General features: G+C 55.1%; 15 protein-coding genes and 1 pseudogene. All 16 read left to right on the forward strand.

Features of this window, described 5'->3' with window-relative positions:
* Window positions 1-36 precede the first annotated feature (36 nt).
* The 16 genes and pseudogenes from irp1 (at window position 37) to CLM71_RS15525 (ending at window position 23,982) form a co-directional block, all read left to right on the forward strand.
* On the forward strand, window positions 37-9,528 hold the full coding sequence (gene irp1 / locus CLM71_RS15450) for a yersiniabactin polyketide synthase HMWP1 (protein WP_080884760.1): 9,492 nt from the start codon (window positions 37-39) through the stop codon (window positions 9,526-9,528).
* Complete coding sequence (ybtU, locus tag CLM71_RS15455) at window positions 9,525-10,625, forward strand: yersiniabactin biosynthesis oxidoreductase YbtU (RefSeq protein ID WP_000982866.1); 1,101 nt, start codon at window positions 9,525-9,527, stop codon at window positions 10,623-10,625. Before irp1 ends, ybtU begins: the two co-directional genes overlap by 4 nt.
* Complete coding sequence (gene ybtT, locus CLM71_RS15460; RefSeq protein WP_080884759.1) at window positions 10,622-11,425, forward strand: yersiniabactin biosynthesis thioesterase YbtT; 804 nt, start codon at window positions 10,622-10,624, stop codon at window positions 11,423-11,425. Before ybtU ends, ybtT begins: the two co-directional genes overlap by 4 nt.
* A 3-nt stretch (window positions 11,426-11,428) precedes the next feature.
* Window positions 11,429-13,006 carry a yersiniabactin biosynthesis salycil-AMP ligase YbtE gene (ybtE, locus tag CLM71_RS15465; RefSeq protein WP_001088826.1) on the forward strand — a complete coding sequence of 526 codons (1,578 nt, stop codon included), beginning with the start codon at window positions 11,429-11,431 and terminating at the stop codon, window positions 13,004-13,006.
* A gap of 130 nt (window positions 13,007-13,136) precedes the next feature.
* Window positions 13,137-15,158 carry a siderophore yersiniabactin receptor FyuA gene (fyuA, locus tag CLM71_RS15470; RefSeq protein WP_004175333.1) on the forward strand — a complete coding sequence of 674 codons (2,022 nt, stop codon included), beginning with the start codon at window positions 13,137-13,139 and terminating at the stop codon, window positions 15,156-15,158.
* 871 nt (window positions 15,159-16,029) lie between these two features.
* Window positions 16,030-16,956, forward strand: a complete 927-nt coding sequence (locus CLM71_RS24160) for a hypothetical protein (protein ID WP_000039790.1) — start codon at window positions 16,030-16,032, stop codon at window positions 16,954-16,956.
* A 139-nt stretch (window positions 16,957-17,095) separates the two neighbouring features.
* Window positions 17,096-17,281 carry an AlpA family transcriptional regulator gene (locus CLM71_RS15480; RefSeq protein WP_000205185.1) on the forward strand — a complete coding sequence of 62 codons (186 nt, stop codon included), beginning with the start codon at window positions 17,096-17,098 and terminating at the stop codon, window positions 17,279-17,281.
* 21 nt (window positions 17,282-17,302) lie between these two features.
* Entirely contained in the window at window positions 17,303-17,485 is a 183-nt protein-coding gene (locus CLM71_RS15485; protein WP_001513329.1) for a hypothetical protein, read from the forward strand.
* Complete coding sequence (locus CLM71_RS15490) at window positions 17,470-18,051, forward strand: DUF2857 domain-containing protein (RefSeq protein ID WP_000937857.1); 582 nt, start codon at window positions 17,470-17,472, stop codon at window positions 18,049-18,051. The genes CLM71_RS15485 and CLM71_RS15490 overlap by 16 nt, the downstream gene beginning before the upstream one ends.
* Entirely contained in the window at window positions 18,041-18,250 is a 210-nt protein-coding gene (locus tag CLM71_RS15495; protein ID WP_001112403.1) for a TraR/DksA family transcriptional regulator, read from the forward strand. Before CLM71_RS15490 ends, CLM71_RS15495 begins: the two co-directional genes overlap by 11 nt.
* Before the next feature lie 221 nt (window positions 18,251-18,471).
* A pseudogene (locus tag CLM71_RS15500) lies at window positions 18,472-18,621 on the forward strand (Hha/YmoA family nucleoid-associated regulatory protein); the annotation flags it as partial.
* A 568-nt stretch (window positions 18,622-19,189) separates the two neighbouring features.
* Entirely contained in the window at window positions 19,190-19,423 is a 234-nt protein-coding gene (locus tag CLM71_RS15505) for a hypothetical protein (protein ID WP_001231171.1), read from the forward strand.
* A 72-nt stretch (window positions 19,424-19,495) separates the two neighbouring features.
* Window positions 19,496-20,206 carry a lytic transglycosylase domain-containing protein gene (locus CLM71_RS15510; RefSeq protein ID WP_001446637.1) on the forward strand — a complete coding sequence of 237 codons (711 nt, stop codon included), beginning with the start codon at window positions 19,496-19,498 and terminating at the stop codon, window positions 20,204-20,206.
* Window positions 20,206-20,499 (forward strand): TrbC/VirB2 family protein, encoded by a 294-nt coding sequence (locus CLM71_RS15515; RefSeq protein WP_000600171.1) that lies wholly within the window; start codon window positions 20,206-20,208, stop codon window positions 20,497-20,499. Before CLM71_RS15510 ends, CLM71_RS15515 begins: the two co-directional genes overlap by 1 nt.
* 12 nt (window positions 20,500-20,511) lie before the next feature.
* A complete protein-coding gene (locus tag CLM71_RS15520; RefSeq protein WP_021551849.1) occupies window positions 20,512-23,250 on the forward strand; it encodes a VirB3 family type IV secretion system protein in 2,739 nt (912 codons plus the stop codon).
* 18 nt (window positions 23,251-23,268) lie between these two features.
* Complete coding sequence (locus CLM71_RS15525; RefSeq protein WP_000848059.1) at window positions 23,269-23,982, forward strand: type IV secretion system protein; 714 nt, start codon at window positions 23,269-23,271, stop codon at window positions 23,980-23,982.
* Window positions 23,983-23,988: the final 6 nt, after the last annotated feature.

Genomic DNA, 23,988 nt, shown 5'->3' on the forward strand with positions numbered 1-23,988 from the left:
CATTGACTTTGTGAATCTTAGGAAACGGGACCGATTATGGATAACTTGCGCTTCTCTTCTGCGCCGACAGCAGATTCCATTGATGCATCGATCGCTCAACACTACCCGGACTGCGAACCTGTCGCGGTTATCGGCTACGCCTGCCATTTTCCTGAATCGCCGGATGGCGAAACGTTCTGGCAAAATCTGCTGGAAGGTCGTGAATGCAGCCGACGCTTTACGCGCGAAGAGCTTCTGGCCGTCGGTCTGGATGCCGCCATCATTGACGATCCTCATTATGTCAATATCGGTACGGTGTTAGACAACGCCGACTGCTTCGACGCCACCCTGTTTGGCTATTCGCGACAGGAAGCGGAGTCGATGGACCCGCAGCAGCGCCTATTTTTGCAGGCGGTCTGGCATGCGCTGGAACATGCCGGTTATGCCCCCGGCGCCGTCCCCCATAAGACCGGCGTTTTCGCCTCTTCCCGGATGAGTACCTACCCCGGTCGCGAAGCATTGAACGTGACAGAAGTCGCGCAGGTAAAAGGTCTGCAATCTCTGATGGGCAATGATAAAGACTATATTGCCACCCGCGCCGCGTACAAACTCAACCTGCACGGCCCGGCGTTATCGGTACAGACCGCCTGCTCCAGCTCGCTGGTTGCCGTGCATCTGGCCTGTGAAAGCCTGCGCGCAGGCGAATCCGATATGGCGGTTGCCGGCGGCGTGGCGCTCTCTTTCCCCCAGCAGGCAGGCTACCGCTACCAGCCCGGAATGATTTTCTCTCCTGATGGTCACTGTCGTCCCTTTGACGCCTCGGCTGAGGGCACCTGGGCCGGTAACGGTCTCGGCTGCGTGGTGCTGCGTCGCCTGAGAGACGCGCTGCTGTCAGGCGATCCGATTATCTCGGTGATCCTCTCCAGCGCGGTCAACAACGACGGCAACAGAAAGGTCGGCTATACCGCCCCTTCCGTCGCAGGGCAACAGGCAGTCATCGAAGAGGCGTTAATGCTGGCGGCCATCGACGACAGGCAGGTAGGTTACATTGAAACCCACGGCACCGGCACACCGCTGGGCGACGCGATTGAAATTGAAGCGTTACGCAACGTCTATGCGCCTCGCCCGCAGGATCAGCGCTGTGCGCTCGGTTCCGTGAAAAGTAACATGGGCCATCTGGATACCGCGGCGGGCATTGCCGGACTGCTGAAAACCGTTCTGGCAGTCAGTCGCGGGCAAATTCCTCCCTTACTGAATTTTCACACCCCCAACCCGGCGCTGAAACTTGAAGAGAGCCCCTTTACCATACCGGTGTCGGCACAGGCATGGCAGGACGAAATGCGCTATGCGGGCGTCTCCTCCTTTGGTATTGGCGGCACCAACTGCCATATGATCGTCGCCTCGCTGCCCGACGCGCTCAACGCGCGCCTCCCCGATACGGATAGCGGCAGAAAAAGTACCGCGCTGCTGCTCAGCGCCGCCAGCGACAGCGCGTTGCGGCGGCTGGCGACGGATTATGCCGGGGCGCTGAGAGAGAATGCGGATGCCAGCTCTCTGGCCTTCACAGCCCTGCACGCGCGCCGTCTCGATCTCCCCTTCCGCCTGGCGGCGCCATTAAACCGTGAAACCGCCGAGGCGCTCAGCGCCTGGGCCGGTGAGAAATCGGGGGCGCTGGTTTACAGCGGCCACGGCGCCAGCGGCAAGCAGGTGTGGCTGTTTACCGGCCAGGGCTCGCACTGGCGCACTATGGGTCAAACGATGTACCAGCACTCAACGGCGTTTGCCGACACGCTGGATCGCTGTTTTTCCGCCTGTAGCGAAATGCTCACGCCGTCACTGCGCGAAGCGATGTTTAACCCCGATTCGGCGCAGCTGGACAATATGGCCTGGGCGCAGCCGGCGATTGTCGCGTTTGAAATCGCGATGGCGGCGCACTGGCGTGCTGAAGGACTGAAGCCAGACTTCGCCATTGGGCATTCCGTCGGTGAATTTGCCGCTGCCGTTGTCTGCGGACACTATGCGATTGAACAGGTCATGCCACTGGTTTGTCGGCGCGGCGCGCTAATGCAGCAGTGCGCAAGCGGCGCGATGGTGGCGGTATTTGCAGACGAAGACACGCTGATGCCGCTGGCTCGCCAGTTTGAGCTGGATCTCGCCGCCAACAACGGTACGCAACATACGGTATTTTCCGGGCCGGAAGCCCGTCTCGCGGTATTTTGCGCCACGCTCTCGCAGCATGACATTAACTATCGTCGCCTGAGCGTAACCGGTGCGGCGCACTCCGCTTTACTGGAGCCGATACTCGATCGGTTCCAGGACGCCTGCGCGGGACTGCACGCGGAGCCGGGGCAAATACCGATTATTTCCACGCTCACCGCCGACGTCATTGATGAGTCAACGCTCAACCAGGCGGATTACTGGCGCCGACACATGCGCCAGCCGGTGCGTTTTATCCAGAGTATTCAGGTGGCGCATCAGCTCGGCGCCCGCGTTTTTCTGGAGATGGGGCCCGATGCCCAGTTGGTTGCTTGCGGGCAGCGCGAATACCGCGATAACGCATACTGGATAGCCAGCGCCCGGCGTAACAAAGAGGCGAGCGATGTCCTCAATCAGGCCCTGCTCCAGCTTTACGCTGCCGGCGTCGCCCTACCGTGGGCCGACCTGCTGGCGGGCGATGGACAACGTATCGCTGCGCCATGTTATCCGTTTGATACTGAGCGTTACTGGAAAGAGCGCGTCTCCCCGGCCTGCGAGCCTGCCGACGCAGCGCTGTCTGCCGGGCTGGAGGTGGCGAGTCGCGCCGCGACAGCGCTCGATCTCCCTCGCCTGGAAGCGCTTAAACAGTGCGCCACGCGACTGCACGCCATCTACGTCGATCAACTGGTACAACGCTGTACCGGCGATGCCATTGAGAACGGCGTGGACGCCATGACCATCATGCGCCGTGGACGTCTGCTGCCCCGCTACCAGCAGCTACTCCAGCGCCTGCTGAATAACTGCGTGGTCGACGGCGATTACCGCTGCACCGACGGGCGATACGTCCGCGCCCGCCCCATTGAACATCAACAGCGGGAATCACTGCTGACGGAACTTGCCGGTTATTGTGAAGGTTTTCAGGCTATTCCCGACACCATCGCCCGTGCCGGCGATCGGTTATATGAAATGATGAGCGGCGCGGAAGAACCGGTGGCGATTATCTTCCCGCAAAGCGCCTCCGACGGCGTGGAAGTGCTGTATCAGGAATTCAGCTTTGGCCGCTATTTCAACCAAATCGCCGCCGGGGTATTACGCGGCATTGTCCAGACGCGTCAGCCCCGCCAGCCGTTGCGTATTCTTGAAGTTGGCGGCGGAACCGGCGGCACCACCGCGTGGCTGCTGCCGGAACTCAACGGCGTTCCGGCACTGGAGTACCATTTCACCGATATCTCGGCGCTGTTCACCCGTCGCGCCCAGCAGAAATTCGCCGACTATGATTTTGTGAAGTATAGCGAGCTGGATCTCGAAAAAGAGGCGCAGTCTCAGGGGTTCCAGGCACAGTCTTACGATCTTATCGTGGCAGCGAACGTGATTCACGCCACCCGCCATATTGGCCGCACGCTCGATAATCTGCGCCCCCTGCTCAAGCCGGGCGGGCGCCTGCTGATGCGCGAAATCACCCAGCCAATGCGTCTGTTTGACTTCGTTTTCGGCCCGCTGGTTCTTCCGCTACAGGATCTCGACGCCCGCGAAGGTGAGTTATTCCTCACCACCGCTCAGTGGCAACAACAGTGCCGCCACGCCGGATTCAGCAAAGTGGCGTGGCTACCGCAGGATGGCAGCCCGACCGCCGGGATGAGCGAACATATCATTCTCGCCACGCTGCCCGGTCAGGCGGTTAGCGCCGTAACATTCACCGCGCCATCAGAACCCGTGTTGGGGCAGGCGCTGACGGATAACGGTGATTATCTCGCCGACTGGTCTGATTGCGCAGGTCAGCCCGAACGGTTTAACGCCCGCTGGCAGGAGGCCTGGCGTCTGCTTTCACAGCGTCATGGCGACGCTCTACCTGTGGAACCGCCCCCCGTCGCCGCCCCGGAGTGGCTGGGGAAGGTTCGCTTAAGCTGGCAAAACGAAGCCTTTTCCCGCGGTCAGATGCGCGTTGAAGCCCGTCATCCTGCTGGCGAGTGGCTGCCGCTATCGCCCGCCGCGCCTCTTCCTGCGCCGCAGACGCATTATCAATGGCGCTGGACGCCCCTCAACGTCGCCAGCATTGACCATCCGCTTACCTTTAGCTTCAGCGCCGGTACGCTTGCGCGCAGCGACGAGCTGGCGCAATACGGCATCATTCACGATCCGCACGCCTCTTCGCGACTGATGATTGTTGAGGAGAGCGAGGATACGCTGGCCTTAGCGGAGAAAGTGATAGCAGCGCTCACCGCCAGCGCAGCCGGATTGATTGTGGTTACTCGCCGCGCGTGGCGAGTCGAGGAAAATGAAGCACTCTCTGCATCCCATCACGCGCTATGGGCCTTGCTTCGCGTCGCGGCCAACGAACAGCCGGAACGGTTGCTTGCCGCCATCGATCTCGCCGAAAACACCCCGTGGGAAACGCTGCATCAAGGGTTGAGCGCAGTCTCACTATCACAGCGCTGGCTCGCCGCACGGGGTGACACCCTTTGGCTCCCTTCACTGGCGCCCAATACGGGATGCGCCGCTGAATTACCGGCAAACGTGTTTACCGGCGATAGCCGCTGGCATCTGGTGACCGGAGCGTTTGGCGGATTAGGCCGCCTTGCCGTGAACTGGCTCAGAGAAAAAGGGGCGCGACGCATCGCCCTGCTGGCGCCGCGCGTGGATGAGTCATGGCTACGCGACGTGGAGGGCGGGCAGACGCGCGTCTGCCGTTGTGATGTGGGCGATGCCGGGCAACTGGCCACGGTTCTTGACGATCTGGCGGCCAACGGCGGCATTGCCGGAGCGATTCATGCCGCTGGCGTATTGGCTGACGCGCCCTTGCAGGAGCTTGATGACCACCAGTTGGCTGCCGTTTTCGCGGTAAAAGCGCAGGCGGCAAGCCAGCTGTTGCAAACCCTGCGCAACCACGACGGACGCTATCTTATTCTCTACTCTTCCGCTGCCGCCACCCTCGGCGCGCCGGGTCAGAGCGCCCATGCGCTGGCCTGCGGCTACCTGGACGGGCTGGCCCAGCAGTTTTCCACCCTTGATGCGCCGAAAACGCTCTCTGTCGCCTGGGGCGCATGGGGAGAAAGCGGTCGGGCGGCCACGCCGGAAATGCTGGCGACGCTCGCCAGCCGAGGTATGGGCGCGTTAAGCGATGCCGAAGGCTGCTGGCACCTGGAACAGGCGGTGATGCGCGGCGCCCCGTGGCGACTGGCGATGCGCGTTTTTACCGACAAAATGCCCCCGTTACAACAGGCTCTGTTTAACATCAGCGCCACAGAAAAAGCCGCAACGCCGGTCATTCCTCCTGCTGATGACAACGCCTTTAACGGCAGCCTGAGCGATGAAACAGCGGTGATGGCATGGCTGAAAAAGCGGATTGCGGTTCAGCTAAGGCTGAGCGATCCGGCGTCACTGCATCCAAACCAGGATCTGTTGCAACTCGGCATGGACTCGCTGCTCTTCCTTGAACTCAGTAGCGATATTCAGCACTACCTGGGCGTACGCATCAATGCGGAACGGGCGTGGCAGGATCTGTCTCCTCATGGACTCACGCAGCTTATCTGTTCTAAGCCAGAGGCGACGCCTGCCGCTTCGCAGCCGGAAGTGTTGCGGCACGACGCCGACGAGCGTTATGCGCCCTTCCCTTTGACGCCCATTCAGCACGCCTACTGGCTGGGGCGAACCCACCTCATTGGCTATGGCGGCGTCGCCTGTCACGTCCTGTTTGAGTGGGATAAACGCCACGATGAGTTCAATCTCGCCATACTGGAGAAAGCATGGAACCAGCTCATCGCACGCCACGATATGTTGCGTATGGTGGTTGATGCCGACGGGCAGCAGCGAATCCTGGCGACAACGCCGGAGTATCACATCCCGCGTGACGATCTGCGCGCGCTTTCCCCGGAAGAACAGCGCATCGCGCTGGAAAAACGGCGGCATGAACTGAGCTATCGCGTTTTGCCTGCCGACCAGTGGCCTCTTTTTGAGCTGGTGGTCAGCGAAATCGACGATTGCCATTACCGTCTGCATATGAACCTCGACCTTTTGCAGTTTGATGTGCAGAGTTTTAAAGTCATGATGGACGACCTGGCGCAGGTCTGGCGCGGTGAAACGCTGGCGCCGCTCGCTATTACCTTCCGTGATTATGTGATGGCTGAACAGGCGCGCCGACAGACATCGGCATGGCACGATGCCTGGGATTACTGGCAGGAAAAACTGCCGCAACTGCCCTTAGCGCCAGAGCTGCCGGTGGTTGAGACGCCCCCGGAAACGCCACACTTCACCACCTTCAAATCGACGATCGGCAAGACAGAATGGCAGGCCGTGAAACAGCGCTGGCAGCAGCAAGGCGTCACACCGTCTGCCGCGCTGCTCACGCTGTTTGCCGCCACCCTTGAGCGCTGGAGCCGTACCACAACATTTACGCTGAACCTGACGTTCTTCAATCGCCAGCCGATCCATCCGCAAATCAACCAGTTGATTGGTGATTTTACCTCCGTCACGCTGGTTGATTTTAACTTCTCAGCGCCGGTGACGTTGCAAGAGCAGATGCAACAGACCCAACAGCGCCTCTGGCAAAACATGGCGCACAGTGAAATGAACGGTGTTGAGGTGATCCGTGAGCTGGGCCGCCTGCGCGGATCACAACGTCAACCGCTGATGCCGGTAGTGTTTACCAGTATGCTGGGGATGACGCTGGAAGGCATGACTATCGATCAGGCGATGAGCCATCTGTTCGGCGAACCCTGCTATGTATTCACGCAAACGCCGCAGGTCTGGCTGGATCATCAGGTCATGGAGAGCGACGGCGAGTTGATGTTTAGCTGGTACTGCATGGACAACGTGCTGGAACCCGGCGCTGCCGAGGCGATGTTTAATGACTATTGCGCCATCCTGCAAGCCGTCATCGCCGCCCCTGAAAGCCTGAAGACTCTCGCCAGCGGCATCGCCGGGCACATTCCCCGCCGACGCTGGCCGCTGAACGCGCAGGCGGACTACGACCTGCGGGATATTGAGCAGGCGACGCTCGAATACCCCGGCATCCGGCAGGCCAGAGCGGAAATAACCGAACAGGGCGCGTTGACGCTGGATATCGTGATGGCCGACGATCCGTCGCCATCAGCGGCGATGCCTGATGAGCACGAACTTACCCAACTGGCGCTGCCGTTGCCTGAGCAGGCGCAGCTTGATGAGCTGGAGGCGACCTGGCGCTGGCTGGAGGCGCGTGCGCTACAGGGGATCGCGGCTACGCTAAATCGTCACGGCCTGTTTACCACGCCGGAGATCGCCCATCGCTTTAGCGCAATAGTACAGGCGCTGTCCGCGCAAGCGTCTCACCAGCGTCTGCTGCGCCAGTGGCTACAGTGTCTGACGGAAAGAGAGTGGTTAATCCGCGAAGGTGAAAGCTGGCGCTGCCGCATTCCGCTCAGCGAGATTCCTGAGCCTCAGGAAGCGTGCCCGCAAAGCCAATGGAGCCAGGCGCTGGCGCAGTATCTGGAAACCTGCATCGCCCGGCACGACGCCCTCTTCTCCGGGCAGTGTTCTCCGCTGGAATTGCTGTTCAACGAGCAGCATCGCGTTACCGACGCGCTGTATCGCGACAACCCCGCCAGCGCCTGTCTGAATCGCTATACCGCGCAGATTGCCGCCTTGTGCAGCGCAGAACGGATTCTGGAGGTTGGCGCCGGAACCGCAGCCACTACCGCGCCGGTGCTGAAGGCCACGCGGAACACGCGGCAGTCGTACCACTTCACGGACGTCTCCGCGCAGTTCCTCAATGACGCCAGAGCCCGTTTCCATGATGAATCGCAGGTGTCTTATGCCTTGTTCGACATCAACCAGCCGCTGGATTTCACCGCCCACCCGGAGGCGGGTTACGACCTGATCGTTGCCGTCAATGTGCTCCACGACGCCAGCCATGTCGTCCAGACGTTGCGCAGATTAAAACTGTTGCTGAAAGCCGGCGGACGTTTGATGATCGTTGAAGCGACGGAGCGAAACAGCGTATTCCAGCTGGCGAGCGTGGGCTTTATTGAGGGATTAAGCGGATACCGCGATTTCCGCCGCCGGGATGAGAAACCGATGCTCACCCGCTCCGCATGGCAGGAGGTTCTCGTTCAGGCCGGGTTTGCAAACGAGCTGGCGTGGCCCGCGCAGGAATCGTCGCCGCTGCGCCAGCATCTGCTGGTGGCGCGTTCGCCTGGCGTAAATCGCCCGGATAAAAAAGCCGTGAGCCGCTATTTACAGCAGCGCTTTGGCACCGGTCTGCCCATTTTACAGATCCGGCAAAGAGAAGCGTTATTTACGCCGCTGCATGCCCCGTCTGATGCGCCGACTGAGCCAGCCAAACCCACGCCAGTTGCCGGGGGGAATCCGGCGCTGGAAAAACAGGTGGCTGAACTCTGGCAATCGCTGCTGTCTCGCCCCGTGGCAAGGCATCACGACTTTTTCGAACTGGGCGGCGACAGCCTGATGGCGACAAGGATGGTCGCGCAGCTAAACCGGAGAGGGATTGCCAGGGCTAACCTTCAGGATCTGTTCAGCCATTCGACGCTGAGCGACTTCTGCGCCCATCTACAGGCGGCTACGTCAGGAGAGGACAACCCGATACCCCTTTGCCAGGGCGACGGTGAGGAAACCCTGTTTGTCTTCCACGCTTCAGACGGCGATATCAGCGCCTGGCTGCCGCTCGCTAGCGCGTTGAACAGGCGCGTTTTCGGCCTGCAAGCAAAATCGCCGCAGCGCTTTGCCACGCTCGACCAGATGATCGATGAGTATGTCGGGTGCATCCGTCGTCAGCAGCCTCACGGCCCTTATGTGCTGGCGGGTTGGTCGTATGGCGCGTTTCTTGCGGCGGGCGCCGCACAGCGCCTGTACTCCAAAGGCGAGCAGGTTCGGATGGTGTTAATCGATCCCGTGTGCCGACAGGATTTCTGTTGCGAAAACCGGGCGGCCCTGCTGCGCCTGTTAGCCGAAGGACAAACGCCTCTGGCACTGCCCGAACATTTCGACCAGCAGACGCCCGACAGCCAGCTTGCCGACTTTATCAGCCTCGCTAAAACGGCCGGTATGGTGCCGCAAAACCTGACGCTGCAAGCGGCAGAAACGTGGCTCGACAACATCGCGCATCTGCTGCGTTTACTGACTGAGCATACGCCGGGCGAAAGCGTTCCGGTCCCCTGTCTCATGGTGTATGCCGCCGGGAGACCCGCGCGCTGGACGCCAGCAGAAACCGAGTGGCAGGGCTGGATAAACAACGCCGACGACGCTGTGATTGAAGCCAGCCACTGGCAAATCATGATGGAAGCCCCCCACGTTCAGGCTTGTGCGCAACACATTACGCGCTGGCTTTGCGCAACCTCAACGCAACCGGAGAACACGTTATGATGCCGTCCGCCTCCCCAAAACAACGCGTACTGATTGTGGGCGCCAAATTTGGCGAAATGTACCTGAATGCCTTTATGCAGCCCCCGGAGGGGCTGGAACTGGTCGGCCTGCTGGCGCAGGGAAGCGCCCGTTCAAGAGAGCTGGCTCATGCGTTTGGCATTCCGCTGTATACCTCGCCGGAACAGATAACCAGGATGCCGGATATCGCCTGTATTGTCGTGCGTTCGACCGTCGCCGGAGGAACCGGTACGCAGCTTGCCAGACACTTTCTGACGCGCGGCGTACACGTCATTCAGGAGCATCCCCTCCACCCGGATGACATCAGTTCCTTACAAACGCTGGCGCAGGAACAGGGCTGCTGCTATTGGGTAAACACGTTTTATCCGCATACGCGCGCGGGACGCACATGGCTTCGCGATGCGCAGCAGCTGCGTCGCTGCCTGGCTAAGACGCCGCCGGTAGTCCACGCCACCACCAGCCGACAGTTGCTCTACTCCACTCTGGATTTGTTGTTGCTGGCTCTGGGCGTTGATGCCGCCGCCGTGGAGTGCGACGTGGTTGGCAGCTTTAGCGATTTTCACTGTCTGAGACTCTTCTGGCCGGAGGGAGAAGCCTGCCTGCTGCTTCAGCGCTATCTCGATCCTGACGATCCAGATATGCATAGCCTTATCATGCACCGCCTGCTGCTGGGCTGGCCGGAAGGTCATCTTTCGCTGGAGGCGAGCTACGGCCCCGTCATCTGGTCATCCAGCCTGTTTGTCGCAGACCATCAGGAGAACGCCCACAGCCTCTACCGCAGACCGGAGATCCTGCGCGATCTGCCGGGTCTGACGCGCAGCGCGGCGCCCCTGAGCTGGCGCGACTGCTGCGAAACCGTCGGGCCGGAGGGCGTCAGCTGGTTGCTACACCAGTTGCGCAGCCATCTGGCGGGCGAACATCCACCAGCGGCCTGCCAAAGCGTACATCAGATCGCGTTATCACGTTTATGGCAGCAGATTTTACGTAAGACCGGCAATGCGGAGATCAGACGCCTGACGCCGCCGCACCACGACCGGTTAGCCGGTTTCTACAACGATGATGATAAGGAGGCGCTGTGACGCAATCTGCAATGTGCATCCCGCTGTGGCCCGCCCGAAACGGTAATACTGCGCATCTAGTCATGTGCCCTTTCGCTGGCGGCAGCAGTAGCGCGTTTCGCCACTGGCAAGCTGAGCAACTGGCTGATTGCGCGCTTTCTCTGGTGACCTGGCCGGGGCGCGATCGCCTTCGCCATCTGGAACCGCTCAGAAGCATTACACAACTGGCGGCACTGCTGGCGAACGAGCTGGAAGCATCCGTATCGCCTGACACGCCGCTTTTACTCGCCGGGCACAGCATGGGGGCACAGGTGGCGTTTGAAACCTGCCGACTTCTGGAGCAACGGGGGCTTGCGCCACAAGGACTGATTATTTCCGGGTGCCATGCCCCGCATCTGCATTCTGAACGCCAGCTCAGCCATCGCGATGATGCCGACTTTATCGCTGAGCTGATAGACATTGGCGGATGTTCTCCTGAACTGCGGGAAAACCAGGAATTAATGTCGCTGTTTCTTCCTCTTCTGCGCGCTGATTTTTACGCCACCGAGAGCTATCACTACGACTCGCCCGACGTCTGTCCGCCGCTGCGCACGCCTGCGCTGTTATTGTGCGGCAGCCACGATCGCGAAGTCTCCTGGCAGCAGGTCGATGCCTGGCGTCAGTGGCTGAGCCCCGTTACAGGCCCGGTGGTGATTGACGGCGATCATTTCTATCCCATTCAACAAGCCCGGTCCTTTTTTACGCAGATTGTCCGCCATTTTCCCCACGCATTTTCTGCAATGACCGCGTTGCAAAAACAGCCCAGTACTTCAGAAAGGTGACGCATGAATTCTTCCTTTGAATCTCTGATTGAACAGTATCCCTTACCCATTGCCGAACAGTTGCGCCACTGGGCGGCCCGTTATGCCTCGCGAATTGCCGTCGTTGATGCAAAGGGGTCGTTAACCTACAGCGCGCTTGATGCACAAGTTGACGAACTTGCCGCAGGTCTGTCATCACTGGGTTTGCGTTCGGGGGAGCATGTAATTGTGCAGCTTCCCAACGACAACGCGTTTGTTACCCTGCTGTTCGCCTTGTTAAGACTGGGCGTTATCCCCGTGCTGGCGATGCCCTCGCAACGGGCGCTGGATATCGACGCGCTGATTGAGCTGGCGCAACCCGTCGCTTACGTTATTCACGGGGAAAACCACGCAGAGCTGGCCCGACAGATGGCGCACAAACACGCCTGCTTGCGTCATGTTCTGGTCGCTGGAGAGACCGTGAGCGACGATTTTACGCCGCTCTTCTCCCTTCACGGTGAGCGACAGGCATGGCCGCAGCCTGATGTTTCCGCCACCGCGTTGTTGTTGCTCTCAGGCGGCACAACCGGCACGCCCAAACTCATCCCGCGCCGACATGCCGACTATAGCTATAACTTCAGCGCTTCTGCTGAACTGTGCGGCATCAGCCAACAGAGCGTGTATCTCGCCGTCCTCCCGGTGGCGCATAACTTTCCGCTGGCCTGCCCCGGTATTCTGGGAACGCTTGCCTGCGGCGGAAAAGTGGTGCTGACCGACAGCGCCAGCTGTGATGAGGTGATGCCTTTAATCGCGCAGGAAAGAGTGACTCACGTCGCCCTGGTTCCGGCGCTGGCGCAATTATGGGTGCAGGCCAGGGAGTGGGAAGACAGCGACCTTTCGTCGCTGCGCGTCATTCAGGCAGGCGGCGCCCGGCTCGACCCGACGCTTGCTGAGCAGGTTATCGCCACCTTTGACTGTACCCTGCAACAGGTTTTCGGTATGGCGGAAGGCCTGCTCTGTTTTACCCGGCTGGACGATCCGCATGCCACCATTCTCCACAGCCAGGGGCGCCCGTTGTCCCCTCTGGATGAAATCCGCATCGTTGATCAAGACGAGAACGACGTCGCGCCGGGCGAAACCGGGCAATTGTTAACGCGCGGCCCTTATACCATTTCGGGCTATTACCGCGCCCCTGCCCACAACGCGCAGGCCTTTACCGCGCAAGGGTTTTACCGCACAGGCGACAATGTCAGGCTGGATGAGGTGGGGAACCTGCACGTTGAGGGACGCATAAAAGAGCAGATCAACCGCGCCGGAGAAAAAATAGCCGCGGCTGAAGTGGAATCGGCACTGCTGCGTTTAGCGGAAGTGCAAGATTGCGCGGTGGTCGCCGCGCCGGACACGCTGCTTGGCGAGCGGATTTGCGCGTTTATCATCGCGCAGCAGGTGCCAACTGACTATCAGCAGTTGCGTCAACAACTGACCCGTATGGGGCTCAGCGCGTGGAAAATTCCTGACCAAATCGAGTTTCTGGACCACTGGCCGCTCACCGCCGTCGGCAAGATAGACAAAAAACGCCTGACGGCTCTCGCCGTCGACCGTTATCGCCATTCTGCCCAATAAGCGCAAACCGACCCGAAACAGGTTGAAATAAACCCGTTTCGGGTAGCACCACTATTAGAAATAGTTATCATTTTCAATTCACCATTGTCGGTATTTTTGGCGTTTCGCCGTCTTACAGGGACTCACAACAATGAAAATGACACGGCTTTATCCTCTGGCCTTGGGGGGATTATTGCTCCCCGCCATTGCTAATGCCCAAACTTCACAGCAAGACGAAAGCACGCTGGTGGTTACCGCCAGTAAACAATCTTCCCGCTCGGCATCAGCCAACAACGTCTCGTCTACTGTTGTCAGCGCGCCGGAATTAAGCGACGCCGGCGTCACCGCCAGCGACAAACTCCCCAGAGTCTTGCCCGGGCTCAATATTGAAAATAGCGGCAACATGCTTTTTTCGACGATCTCGCTACGCGGCGTCTCTTCAGCGCAGGACTTCTATAACCCCGCCGTCACCCTGTATGTCGATGGCGTCCCTCAGCTTTCCACCAACACCATCCAGGCGCTTACCGATGTGCAAAGCGTGGAGTTGCTGCGAGGCCCACAGGGAACGTTATATGGCAAAAGCGCTCAGGGCGGGATCATCAACATCGTCACCCAGCAGCCGGACAGCACGCCGCGCGGCTATATTGAAGGCGGCGTCAGTAGCCGCGACAGTTATCGAAGTAAGTTCAACCTGAGCGGCCCCATTCAGGATGGCCTGCTGTACGGCAGCGTCACCCTGTTACGCCAGGTTGATGACGGCGACATGATTAACCCCGCGACGGGAAGCGATGACTTAGGCGGCACCCGCGCCAGCATAGGGAATGTGAAACTGCGTCTGGCGCCGGACGATCAGCCCTGGGAAATGGGCTTTGCCGCCTCACGCGAATGTACCCGCGCCACCCAGGACGCCTATGTGGGATGGAATGATATTAAGGGCAGTAAGCTGTCGATCAGCGATGGTTCACCAGACCCGTACATGCGGCGCTGCACTGACAGCCAGACCCTGAGTGGGAAATACACCACCGATGACTGGGTTTTCAACCTGATCAGCGCCTGGCAGCAGCAGCATTATTCGCGCACCTTCCCTTCCGGTTCGTTAATCGTCAATATGCCTCAGCGCTGGAATCAGGATGTGCAGGAGCTGCGCGCCGCAACCCTGGGCGATGCGCGTACCGTTGATATGGTGTTTGGGCTGTACCGGCAGAACACCCGCGAGAAGTTAAATTCAGCCTACGACATGCCGACAATGCCTTATTTAAGCAGTACCGGCTATACCACCGCTGAAACGCTGGCCGCATACAGTGACCTGACCTGGCATTTAACCGATCGTTTTGATATCGGCGGCGGCGTGCGCTTCTCGCATGATAAATCCAGTACACAATATCACGGCAGCATGCTCGGCAACCCGTTTGGCGACCAGGGTAAGAGCAATGACGATCAGGTGCTCGGGCAGCTATCCGCAGGCTATATGCTGACCGATGACTGGAGAGTGTATACCCGTGTAGCCCAGGGATATAAACCTTCCGGGTACAACATCGTGCCTACTGCGGGTCTTGATGCCAAACCGTTCGTCGCCGAGAAATCCATCAACTATGAACTTGGCACCCGCTACGAAACCGCTGACGTCACGCTGCAAGCCGCGACGTTTTATACCCACACCAAAGACATGCAGCTTTACTCTGGCCCGGTCGGGATGCAGACATTAAGCAATGCGGGTAAAGCCGACGCCACCGGCGTTGAGCTTGAAGCGAAGTGGCGGTTTGCGCCAGGCTGGTCATGGGATATCAATGGCAACGTGATCCGTTCCGAATTCACCAATGACAGTGAGTTGTATCACGGTAACCGGGTGCCGTTCGTACCACGTTATGGCGCGGGAAGCAGCGTGAACGGCGTGATTGATACGCGCTATGGCGCACTGATGCCCCGACTGGCGGTTAATCTGGTCGGGCCGCATTATTTCGATGGCGACAACCAGTTGCGGCAAGGCACCTATGCCACCCTGGACAGCAGCCTGGGCTGGCAGGCGACTGAACGGATGAACATTTCCGTCTATGTCGATAACCTGTTCGACCGTCGTTACCGTACCTATGGCTACATGAACGGCAGCAGCGCCGTCGCGCAGGTCAATATGGGTCGCACCGTCGGTATCAATACGCGAATTGATTTCTTCTGATTATTGTAAAAGGGATACCGAAAAGGTATCCCTTTTACACCACTAGTTAAAACCAGTAACTCAGCAGAGTCGCAAAAAATATTAATCCATAGTGATTATTTAAACAATGAAATTGCGATTAGGACAAATAGATTTAACTTTCTCGTTCCTTTCTCTCCTTATACTAAAGAAATAATCATATCAAAATAAAAATTCACAACAGTGCAACATTAAAAATACAACCAACAAACGATCCTATATACAAGGCACATCTCCAGAATATAAAAGCACAGACAAACAACCTAAAAAAAACAACCCGAATTAATAAAACCTTTACAATTACACACCCTCAACTCAAAACAATTTCGAAAACTCAAAGATTTCATCGGCAAAAACAGTCATTAACACATCTATTTTTTTGAAATTCTGTAGAGTAAAACTGATATAAAGCATTTATCATATTAACATATCAATAAGTGCAAACTTAAAAATCAAAAGTTAGGGTTCAGTAAAACCAATTCGCCACAAAAAAACCACCCCATACATATAAATTATTTTATAGGTAAAATAGATTATATATTCTCATAGCTACCACAAACTATACTAGCCTGAACTATATTTATTCTGCTGCAATCAATGCATACATAACACAAATATCACTCAGGTACACTACTCAAACCACGCTGGGATTTTTCCTCAAGTTATAATCATCACCCCGAAAATCATTCGGCATTTACTCATTAAATAGTCACCCCATAGGCCTGTACATGTTCACTCAGAAATATACATCCTTTTCTCTGTCATAAACCCTCTGATTAATCATAAATAAATACTTGTGACACCAATCTTTTTCCTTAACGGAACGAATTGTTGTGTAGAAGGAGATAATATTATGTCAAAAAAATATCAGCCATTGCTTATAACTCATTATATGTCAACATGGGTCACTATAACGGAAGCAGTTGAGATCACTACCAAAACCATAAAACAAAAAATTACTCCTAGCGATATTTATCGTCATGCCTTGAGTGGCAACATCCTACTATCGGTCTATTTCCAGTCTCCTGTGATACTTAAGAAGATACAAACTTTTAATGGAAAAATAAAATTCAGGCAGTTTGAGGGAGACCTACTTGATAAACTATGCATGCTTGACAGGGACGGTTTTATTTATGGTCAAAATTTAAGACTCTGTACAGAAGCCAGATATGTTTGTCCTGTGCAACAAATTATAGATACCCCCCTGATAGGCTATGAATATGTTTTGATTCAGCGCATACTGGCACGTGAACTTAAATTCCCCTCCCCAATTGTGGGGGCAAGAAAAACTAACCATGGTATTATAGTAAGATTTTCAGAGGAGCTTTTTCAAATTTTCGAAACGATGAGTTGGAAAGAACGCGTAGAAAAACAAATTTCCAGACTACCTAAAAACACAGCATTAGATGTCATAAAAAAACTAACAGAAGTGACGACCATAAAATATAATCACAATGGGTGTTTTCCTCTTTATACATTACCGCCTGATGCCTGTTTTGTTATTCGCCACACCGAAGTCGAAAGACTAATTAATTTATACAAAAAAAGGGAGAGTCATCCCATTTCACCTTCCCGTATGACAACACCGTTATCACGCCTGTTTTGGCTGGCCTGCAAGCACAATGATACTATCAGCCCACTGCTGAATCATCCCTATAAGCTCCTTTCTATTTTTGAACAATGGGCATCAGACGATGGCATCGGGGAAAAACTGGACGCTGAAACACTGAAAAATGCGCTGAAGCGTGGTTCGCCATCTTCGACATCCTTATCCGGCTAATACCATCCCCATTTGTAATGGCCGACAACCCTAAATAAGGGTTTTGCATCCCTTATTTAGGGCTCACCAGCTTTCTCTCAGGCTTCCACTGTGTTTTTTTATTCTCCAGCCACCGTTTATTTCAGTCACAGGAGGATATATGACATCTTATCAGTTACTACGCCTCAGACAGGTTGAGCAAAAAACAGGGCTGAAGCGTTCACAGATATACCTTTATATGAAAGAGGGTGCATTTCCCCGTTCAATAAAAATAGGCCCTGCTAGTGTTGCCTGGCTCGAGTCTGAGATTGACGAGTGGATCAACAAAAAGTTATCTGACCGATAAAGACGCAATGAGGAGAAGATGATGAACATTAATATCCCTGCACTCATAAACTTCGATCCTGCAGGTATAAAAAAAAGCACCTGCATGTATATTTCAGACCTGCCCGGTATTGTGCTATATGACACTATACCATTCACTGAATATTCAGCTGAATTACTGAGCACTTATTCAGTTAAGGAGTCAATTTCATGCTTCCATCCCTGAATCATATTATATTAACCGTTGCTCTTCAGGCGCTACGGGAAGGAAATATTCATCACTGCGAAACTATGGGATTCACTTACGATGAAATGAATTTGCTCGGTTGCTTATCAATAAACGATCTTATCACCCTCAGTCAGGCACCTTTACCGCTTGTCGATATTACTATCCGCCATGATGTCCTGCAAAAATTACTGGCATCATCCCACGAGGAAAACAGGCGTCAGGAACAACTGAACAGAGCTGTCAGGCTGGGGGGCTCAATCGCACTGATGAACCGTTATTTCGGGGTTGGCTCCAGAGAAACCTGTGCACGCCGCCGGTTACTCGGTGTCTCCGTTCCAAACGGGAGAACACCCATTCCGGATGAAGAAACCGATGCTGCAATCTGGCATCAGTGGCAAAAATATCGGGTCGAAAACATTGATTCCCCGGAGGCGCTGGACGCCATGATGCAGGTTACAGAAAACCTTTCATCGTGTACTGCCCCCTCGCTGACCGTTGTCTGGAACTGCATCACGCATTGCGAAAGAAAGAACACGGTAAGGAGAATACAACGTGCCAGATGAAATCGATCGCGATCAGGCGTTTAATGAACGGTGCCTAGAAGCACTGATTGAACAAAGCCGGTTAAGACCCACACCGACACCTTCCCTGCAGCACTGTCGATTTTGCGGCAAGGCTATTCCGGAAAAACGCCGTCAGACGCTGCCGGGTGTAACAACCTGTACTGACTGTCAGTCGATACTGGAGAAACGCAGACGTTAAATCTGTATGTGCGGAGGAGAATAGCTCCGCACATTTTAATATGCACCAGCCGGCTTGTTTTCAGGTTCCCGTGCCTCCATGTCATGGATGAATAACCTGCTCACATCTCCTGCTGTGGCAATCCTTTTTTACAGTCAGTACACCAGAGGTCAGACATGAACAAACCGGCAAACAAGATGGAATTCGTCAGAAAACTGCGGTAAATAAATGACGGCAGCCTGCTGGAAAAGGTTGTCGGGCATATGGAAGAAAAGCTCACAGGGAATGAGCTTGAAATGCTTTATGCCGCAGCAGATTATCGCCGCGCAGAGATTGTAATGAACCAGTACTTTGATAAGGTTCCCGGTAATGTCTGGAAATATGTCAGATAACTCTGTGTTTTTTATGCAACAGGTACAGACGGATACCACTGCGGCATGAAAACGAATTTCACCACCCGGCCCGGTAAGTATCGGCCTAAGTGGCCGGGAAACGTTTAACCAGATTAAAGACCGTCCCTTACAACAAAAGGGACTACTGTATTCCTGTCTTTCACGCCTTACACATTATTGTCGTTACCAAATTCAGCCACAGAGACAGCATACAACCCCATCTGACATATAAAGAAAGTCTTCCTCCGGATGTTTAATTTAACCTGATAATAATCAACAAATATTATTATCAGCCCGCCCGTCATCATTCATGCACACACACACCGTGCCAGTAATACGTTAATTTCAAATACTTTTTTATCATTCCTTCCGGTATTTATTTTCCCGTTAAAATTTCATTCCCCCTCCTGCATCCTGACCATGCTCTTTAACAATATGGAGCGGGCTGTCACACAACCATAATTCAGGGTGCCGCTGAATGTTCTCGCTGACCCGTTAAAACCGGAATGCAGGATCGGAATGTGATCGAAGAGATCATCTTCAACAATTTTAATTAAACGAGGACACTATGAGAAAGCCTGTTTATTACGCGTATGTTGCCCAGGAAAGTCATCCGGACTCTCAGGGTGAGAAAAATACCTGGTGGACAAAGGTCGGAGTCGCCTTTCCCCACCACGGTAAATCCGGTCTGAATATTGTCCTGACGCCCGGTATTGCCGTTTCCGGCAAACTGGTCCTGCTTGAGCCCCGGGAGGAAAATAATCCACCACAGAATACGGGCCCCATCGAAACCGTGTCGTAACCACCCTTAATTCTGTTCCCACAGCATGCAGTATCAGCAGACCCTGCATGTCACTTGTTTACTGAGGTCACCATGCTTTCCACCACAGCCTTTCTGGCGATAGCCATGCAGTGCGCCGCCAGCATTCATCCGTCCACGGCATTCGACGTGGCACGGGTGGAATCCGGTTTTAACCCTTATGCCATCGCTGAGATTGTCCCGAAGGCCGGCCCCTCTTTCGGCGATCAACACATTATTTCTCACCTGCCAGCCAGCCGGGGAGATGCAGAGCATATTCTCCGCCGCCTGACAGCACAGGATCGCCGTTACTCTGTCGGGCTGATGCAAATCACCAGCACCAATTTCCGCCATTATGGTGTGTCCGCCACAGAGCTACTTGATCCCTGTACCAATCTGTCCGTCTTCGAACACATTCTCAGAGACTGCTACCGGCGCGGCGGCACGCTGAAAAGGGCGCTGAGTTGTTATTATTCCGGCAATTTCAGTACCGGGCAACAACCTGAAACGGCGTTTTCCGGAACGAGCTATATCCAGCGAATCGGTTATCCGCCGGGATCATCCCGCTATGCGGTCCCCGGAACCCGTGAGGACAAATCATCAGTTGCCGTTCCCCTGAAAACCGCCCCTGCCAGTGACTCATCCCGTCACCACGAGATCTGGCCCGGAGTCGTCGTCCGTGGCGTCCCTGCGAAACTCCGCCAAGAAAAAATCTTCATCGCACCGTTCTCCGCGCCGTCAGTGCGCCGGAGTTTCTCCCTGTCACCCCGTGAGGAGGAGGAATAATGATACTTTTCCGCAAGCTAAAAGCTGTGGTCCCCCCCGTTTCGGCCTGTACGCTGACGACTTTTTCTGCAACCCCGGCACTGGCCGACGGATTTCAGCGGGCAAATACTGTCATGCAAAAAGTGTCAACCGGGCTGCATGGTCTGGCGGCAATCACGATCACCGTGGCCGTGATCTGGATTGGCTATAAGACCCTGTGGAAAGGCGAGAGCCTGTCGCAGTGCGGCTACATCATCATTGGCGGCATTTTAATTGGCGGAGGCAGTGAAATCGGCGCTCTGCTGATGAGCTAAGAGGCTGAACATATGGCAAAGCTGCTCAAGGCAATGAAACGCCCGGCGGCGCTGTGGGGGGTGCCTATGGTGCCCCTGCTGGCTGTCACGGGTGTAACCATCATCGTTGCTGTCTGGACTTCCGTCGCACTCCTGTTCTTACTTCCCGTCGAATTTCTGGTGATGAAATCCCTCACCAGAAATGAACCAATGCGGTTCAATCTGATTGCCGTTTGGCTGAGAGTGAAGGGAAAACCGGTAGCAAACCGTTTATTTGGCGCAACAACACTTATGCCCGTTGAGCATGAGGCTGTTGATATCAAGGAGTTTCTCGACGCCATGAAACTAAATCAGTGTGCCACCATCAAGAAGTATATTCCGTACTCATCGCACATTCATCAGCATGTGGTTCGCTCACCTAAAAGCGATCTGTACTGCACCTGGGAATTGATGGGAACGCCGTTCGACTGCGAGTCTGACGAATCACTCCAGTTCGGGACGAACCAGTTACACGGGCTAATCCACTCATTCGAAGGTATGCCCGTCACTTTCTATATCCATAACGACCGCAATACGTTTACCGACAATCTTCATAAAGATTCCGGCAACCCGTATGCCGATGAAGTTAGCCGTCTTTACTACGCTTCTGTCGGGGTGTTCCGGCGTAACCGCCTGTTCCTGACAGTCTGCTATCGCCCGTTTGTCAGCCTTGAAAAAGCAGAACGCAAACGGATGAAAGACAGCCAGAAACTAAAGGAACTGGACGGTGCTTTGCTGGAAATGCTGGAAATAAAAAGCACGCTCGATACCGCGCTGTCGCGCTATGGTGCGCGGCCTCTCGGTACGTTTACCGAAGGAAGCGCGGTGTTTTCGTCGCAACTGGCTTTCTATGAATATCTGTTAACGCACCAGTGGCGAAAGGTGCGCGTCACCCGCACCCCGGCCTATGACGTGATGGGAGCGGCGGCGTTGTTCTTTTCGGCTGAATCCGGGCAGATAAACCACGCCAACGGTACGCAATATTTCCGGGGGCTGGAGGTTAAAGAGTTCTCCGAAGAAACCGCCACGGGGATGATGGACTCCCTTCTTTATGCCCCCTGCGATTACGTGATCACGCAGTCCTATACCTGCATGTCACGCGAGGAAGCGAAGAAAGCCATTAAGCGTACCCGTCGCCTTTTGATGAGTGCCGATGACGATGCTGTTTCCCAGCGGCTGGATCTGGATGTGGCGCTTGACCTGCTGACATCGGGGAAAATCGCTTACGGAAAGCACCATTTTTCCATCATGGTGTATTCCCCGTCGCTGGAAAACCTAGTGGCTGATACTAACGAAATCAGTAATGCGCTGAACAACATCGGGATAACGCCTGTTCCGGCAGAAATATCGCTTTCAGCGGCGTATATGGCGCAACTGCCAGGCAACTACAACCTGCGGCCACGTAAAGGGGAGCTAAGTAGCCAAAACTTTGTGGAGCTGGCCGCACTCCATAATTTCTATCCGGGCAAGCGCGATAAAGCCCCCTGGGGGGATGCTATGGCTTTACTGCGCACCCCGTCAGGAGATGGCTACTATATCAACCTGCATAACACACTGGCAGATAAGGACGAATTCAACGAAAAGAACCCGGCCAGTACCTGCATCCTCGGTACGAACGGTTCGGGTAAAACCATGTTGATGACGTTCTTTGAGATCATGCAGCAGAAATACGGGCGTGAGGATAGCTTCTCCCCGGATGCCAAAACCAAACGGCTGACAACCGTTTACCTCGATAAAGACCGGGGCGCAGAGATGAACATCCGGGCGCTGGGTGGCCGTTACTATCGGGTTATCAGTGGTGAGTCTACAGGGTGGAACCCGTTCTCGTTGCCAGCAACCAAACGCAATATCAATTTCATCAAGCAACTGATGAAAATCCTTTGTACCCGCAACGGCTCGACGATCTCCCCACGCGATGAACGCCGTCTGAGTGATGCGGTTAATGCTGTGATGAATGACGAGCCACAATATCGCGTCTACGGCATTACCCGAATGCTGGAGAATTTGCCTGAGCCGGCTACGAAAGAAGCCCAGGAAAACGGCCTTAGCATTCGGTTGTCACAGTGGGCGCAGGGCGGTGAGTTCGGCTGGGTGTTTGATAACGAGTCTGACACGTTCGATATCAGCAACTGCGATAACTTCGGCATCGACGGAACGGAGTTCCTGGACGATGCAAGCGTATGTGCGCCAATCTCGTTTTATCTGCTGTACCGCATTACCAGCCTGCTTGACGGGCGACGCCTGGTCATTTTCATGGATGAATTCTGGAAGTGGTTACGCGACCCGGTGTTTAAGGACTTTGCTTATAACAAGCTGAAAACCATCCGTAAGCTGAACGGGATGCTGGTCGTCGGCACTCAATCCCCGGCTGAGATCATCAAAGATGATATCGCCCCGGCAGTGATTGAGCAGTGCGGGACACAGATTCTGGCGGCGAACCCCAACGCCGACCGCGCACATTATGTTGACGACATGAAGTTTGAACCGGAAGTGTTCGACGTGGTGAAAGGGCTTGACCCGCAAGCCCGCCAGTATGTTGTGGTGAAAAATCAGTTCAAGCGCGGCGATACCAAACGTTTTGCCGCTCGTGTCACGCTAGACCTGTCGGGTATCGGCAGATATACCAAAGTCATGAGCGGCGATGCTCCCAACCTCGAAATATTCGAATCGATTTACCGGGAAGGAATGCAGCCTCATGAATGGCTCGATACCTACCTGGCTAAAGCACTCTGATTCCAAAGGAGATATAGGATGAAAACTCACTTTTACGCGCTAATTTTCGCATGTTCGCTTGCAAGCCCTCTGGCACAAGCGGGAGGTATATTAGTATTTGATGCCACGGCCAAACTGGAAAATGTCCGCCAGTGGCAGAAAGAAGCGAAGCAATGGATGGAGACCGCACAACACTACAAAGACCAGATACGAGCTTATAAAGACCAACTGGCAACAGCCACAGGTGTTCGAGATATCGCCAGCTTTGTTGACCAAGCCAAAAGCCTGAAAGCCGATCTCGAAAAACTACGCAAGCCGGGACAGGCTCTGAATGATTTGCTTCTCTCCGGCGGCTCCTCCGGGCAATTCGATGCGCTGTACGAAAAATATAAAATTTTTGATACCTGCAAAGCCGAACGCTCGGAGAGTTATGCCAACGTGTGCAAACAACAGGTCATCAATAAAGCTATCCAGCTTGAGCAGACCGACGAGATCCAGAATCAGGTAAGCCAGGCCCTGGGAGAAATCAACAGCCTCTCCAACAGAGTTGCGCTAGCCAAAGATTCGAAAGAATCTCAAGACCTTGCAAACAGTATTCAGCTAAAATCTGTCATGCTGAACACGCTTACCACTCAGTGGGAAATGAGTGTGAAAGCAGCAGATAAACGCGAAAAAGTGCTTGAGGCGGAGCGCGTTAAACAGTGGAACCAACAGCAGTTAAACGCGCCAACTGCTGACCTTAATAATTTATGAGGTTTT

This window comes from Serratia sp. MYb239 (assembly GCF_002966855.1).
Lineage (GTDB): Bacteria > Pseudomonadota > Gammaproteobacteria > Enterobacterales > Enterobacteriaceae > Serratia_B > Serratia_B rhizosphaerae.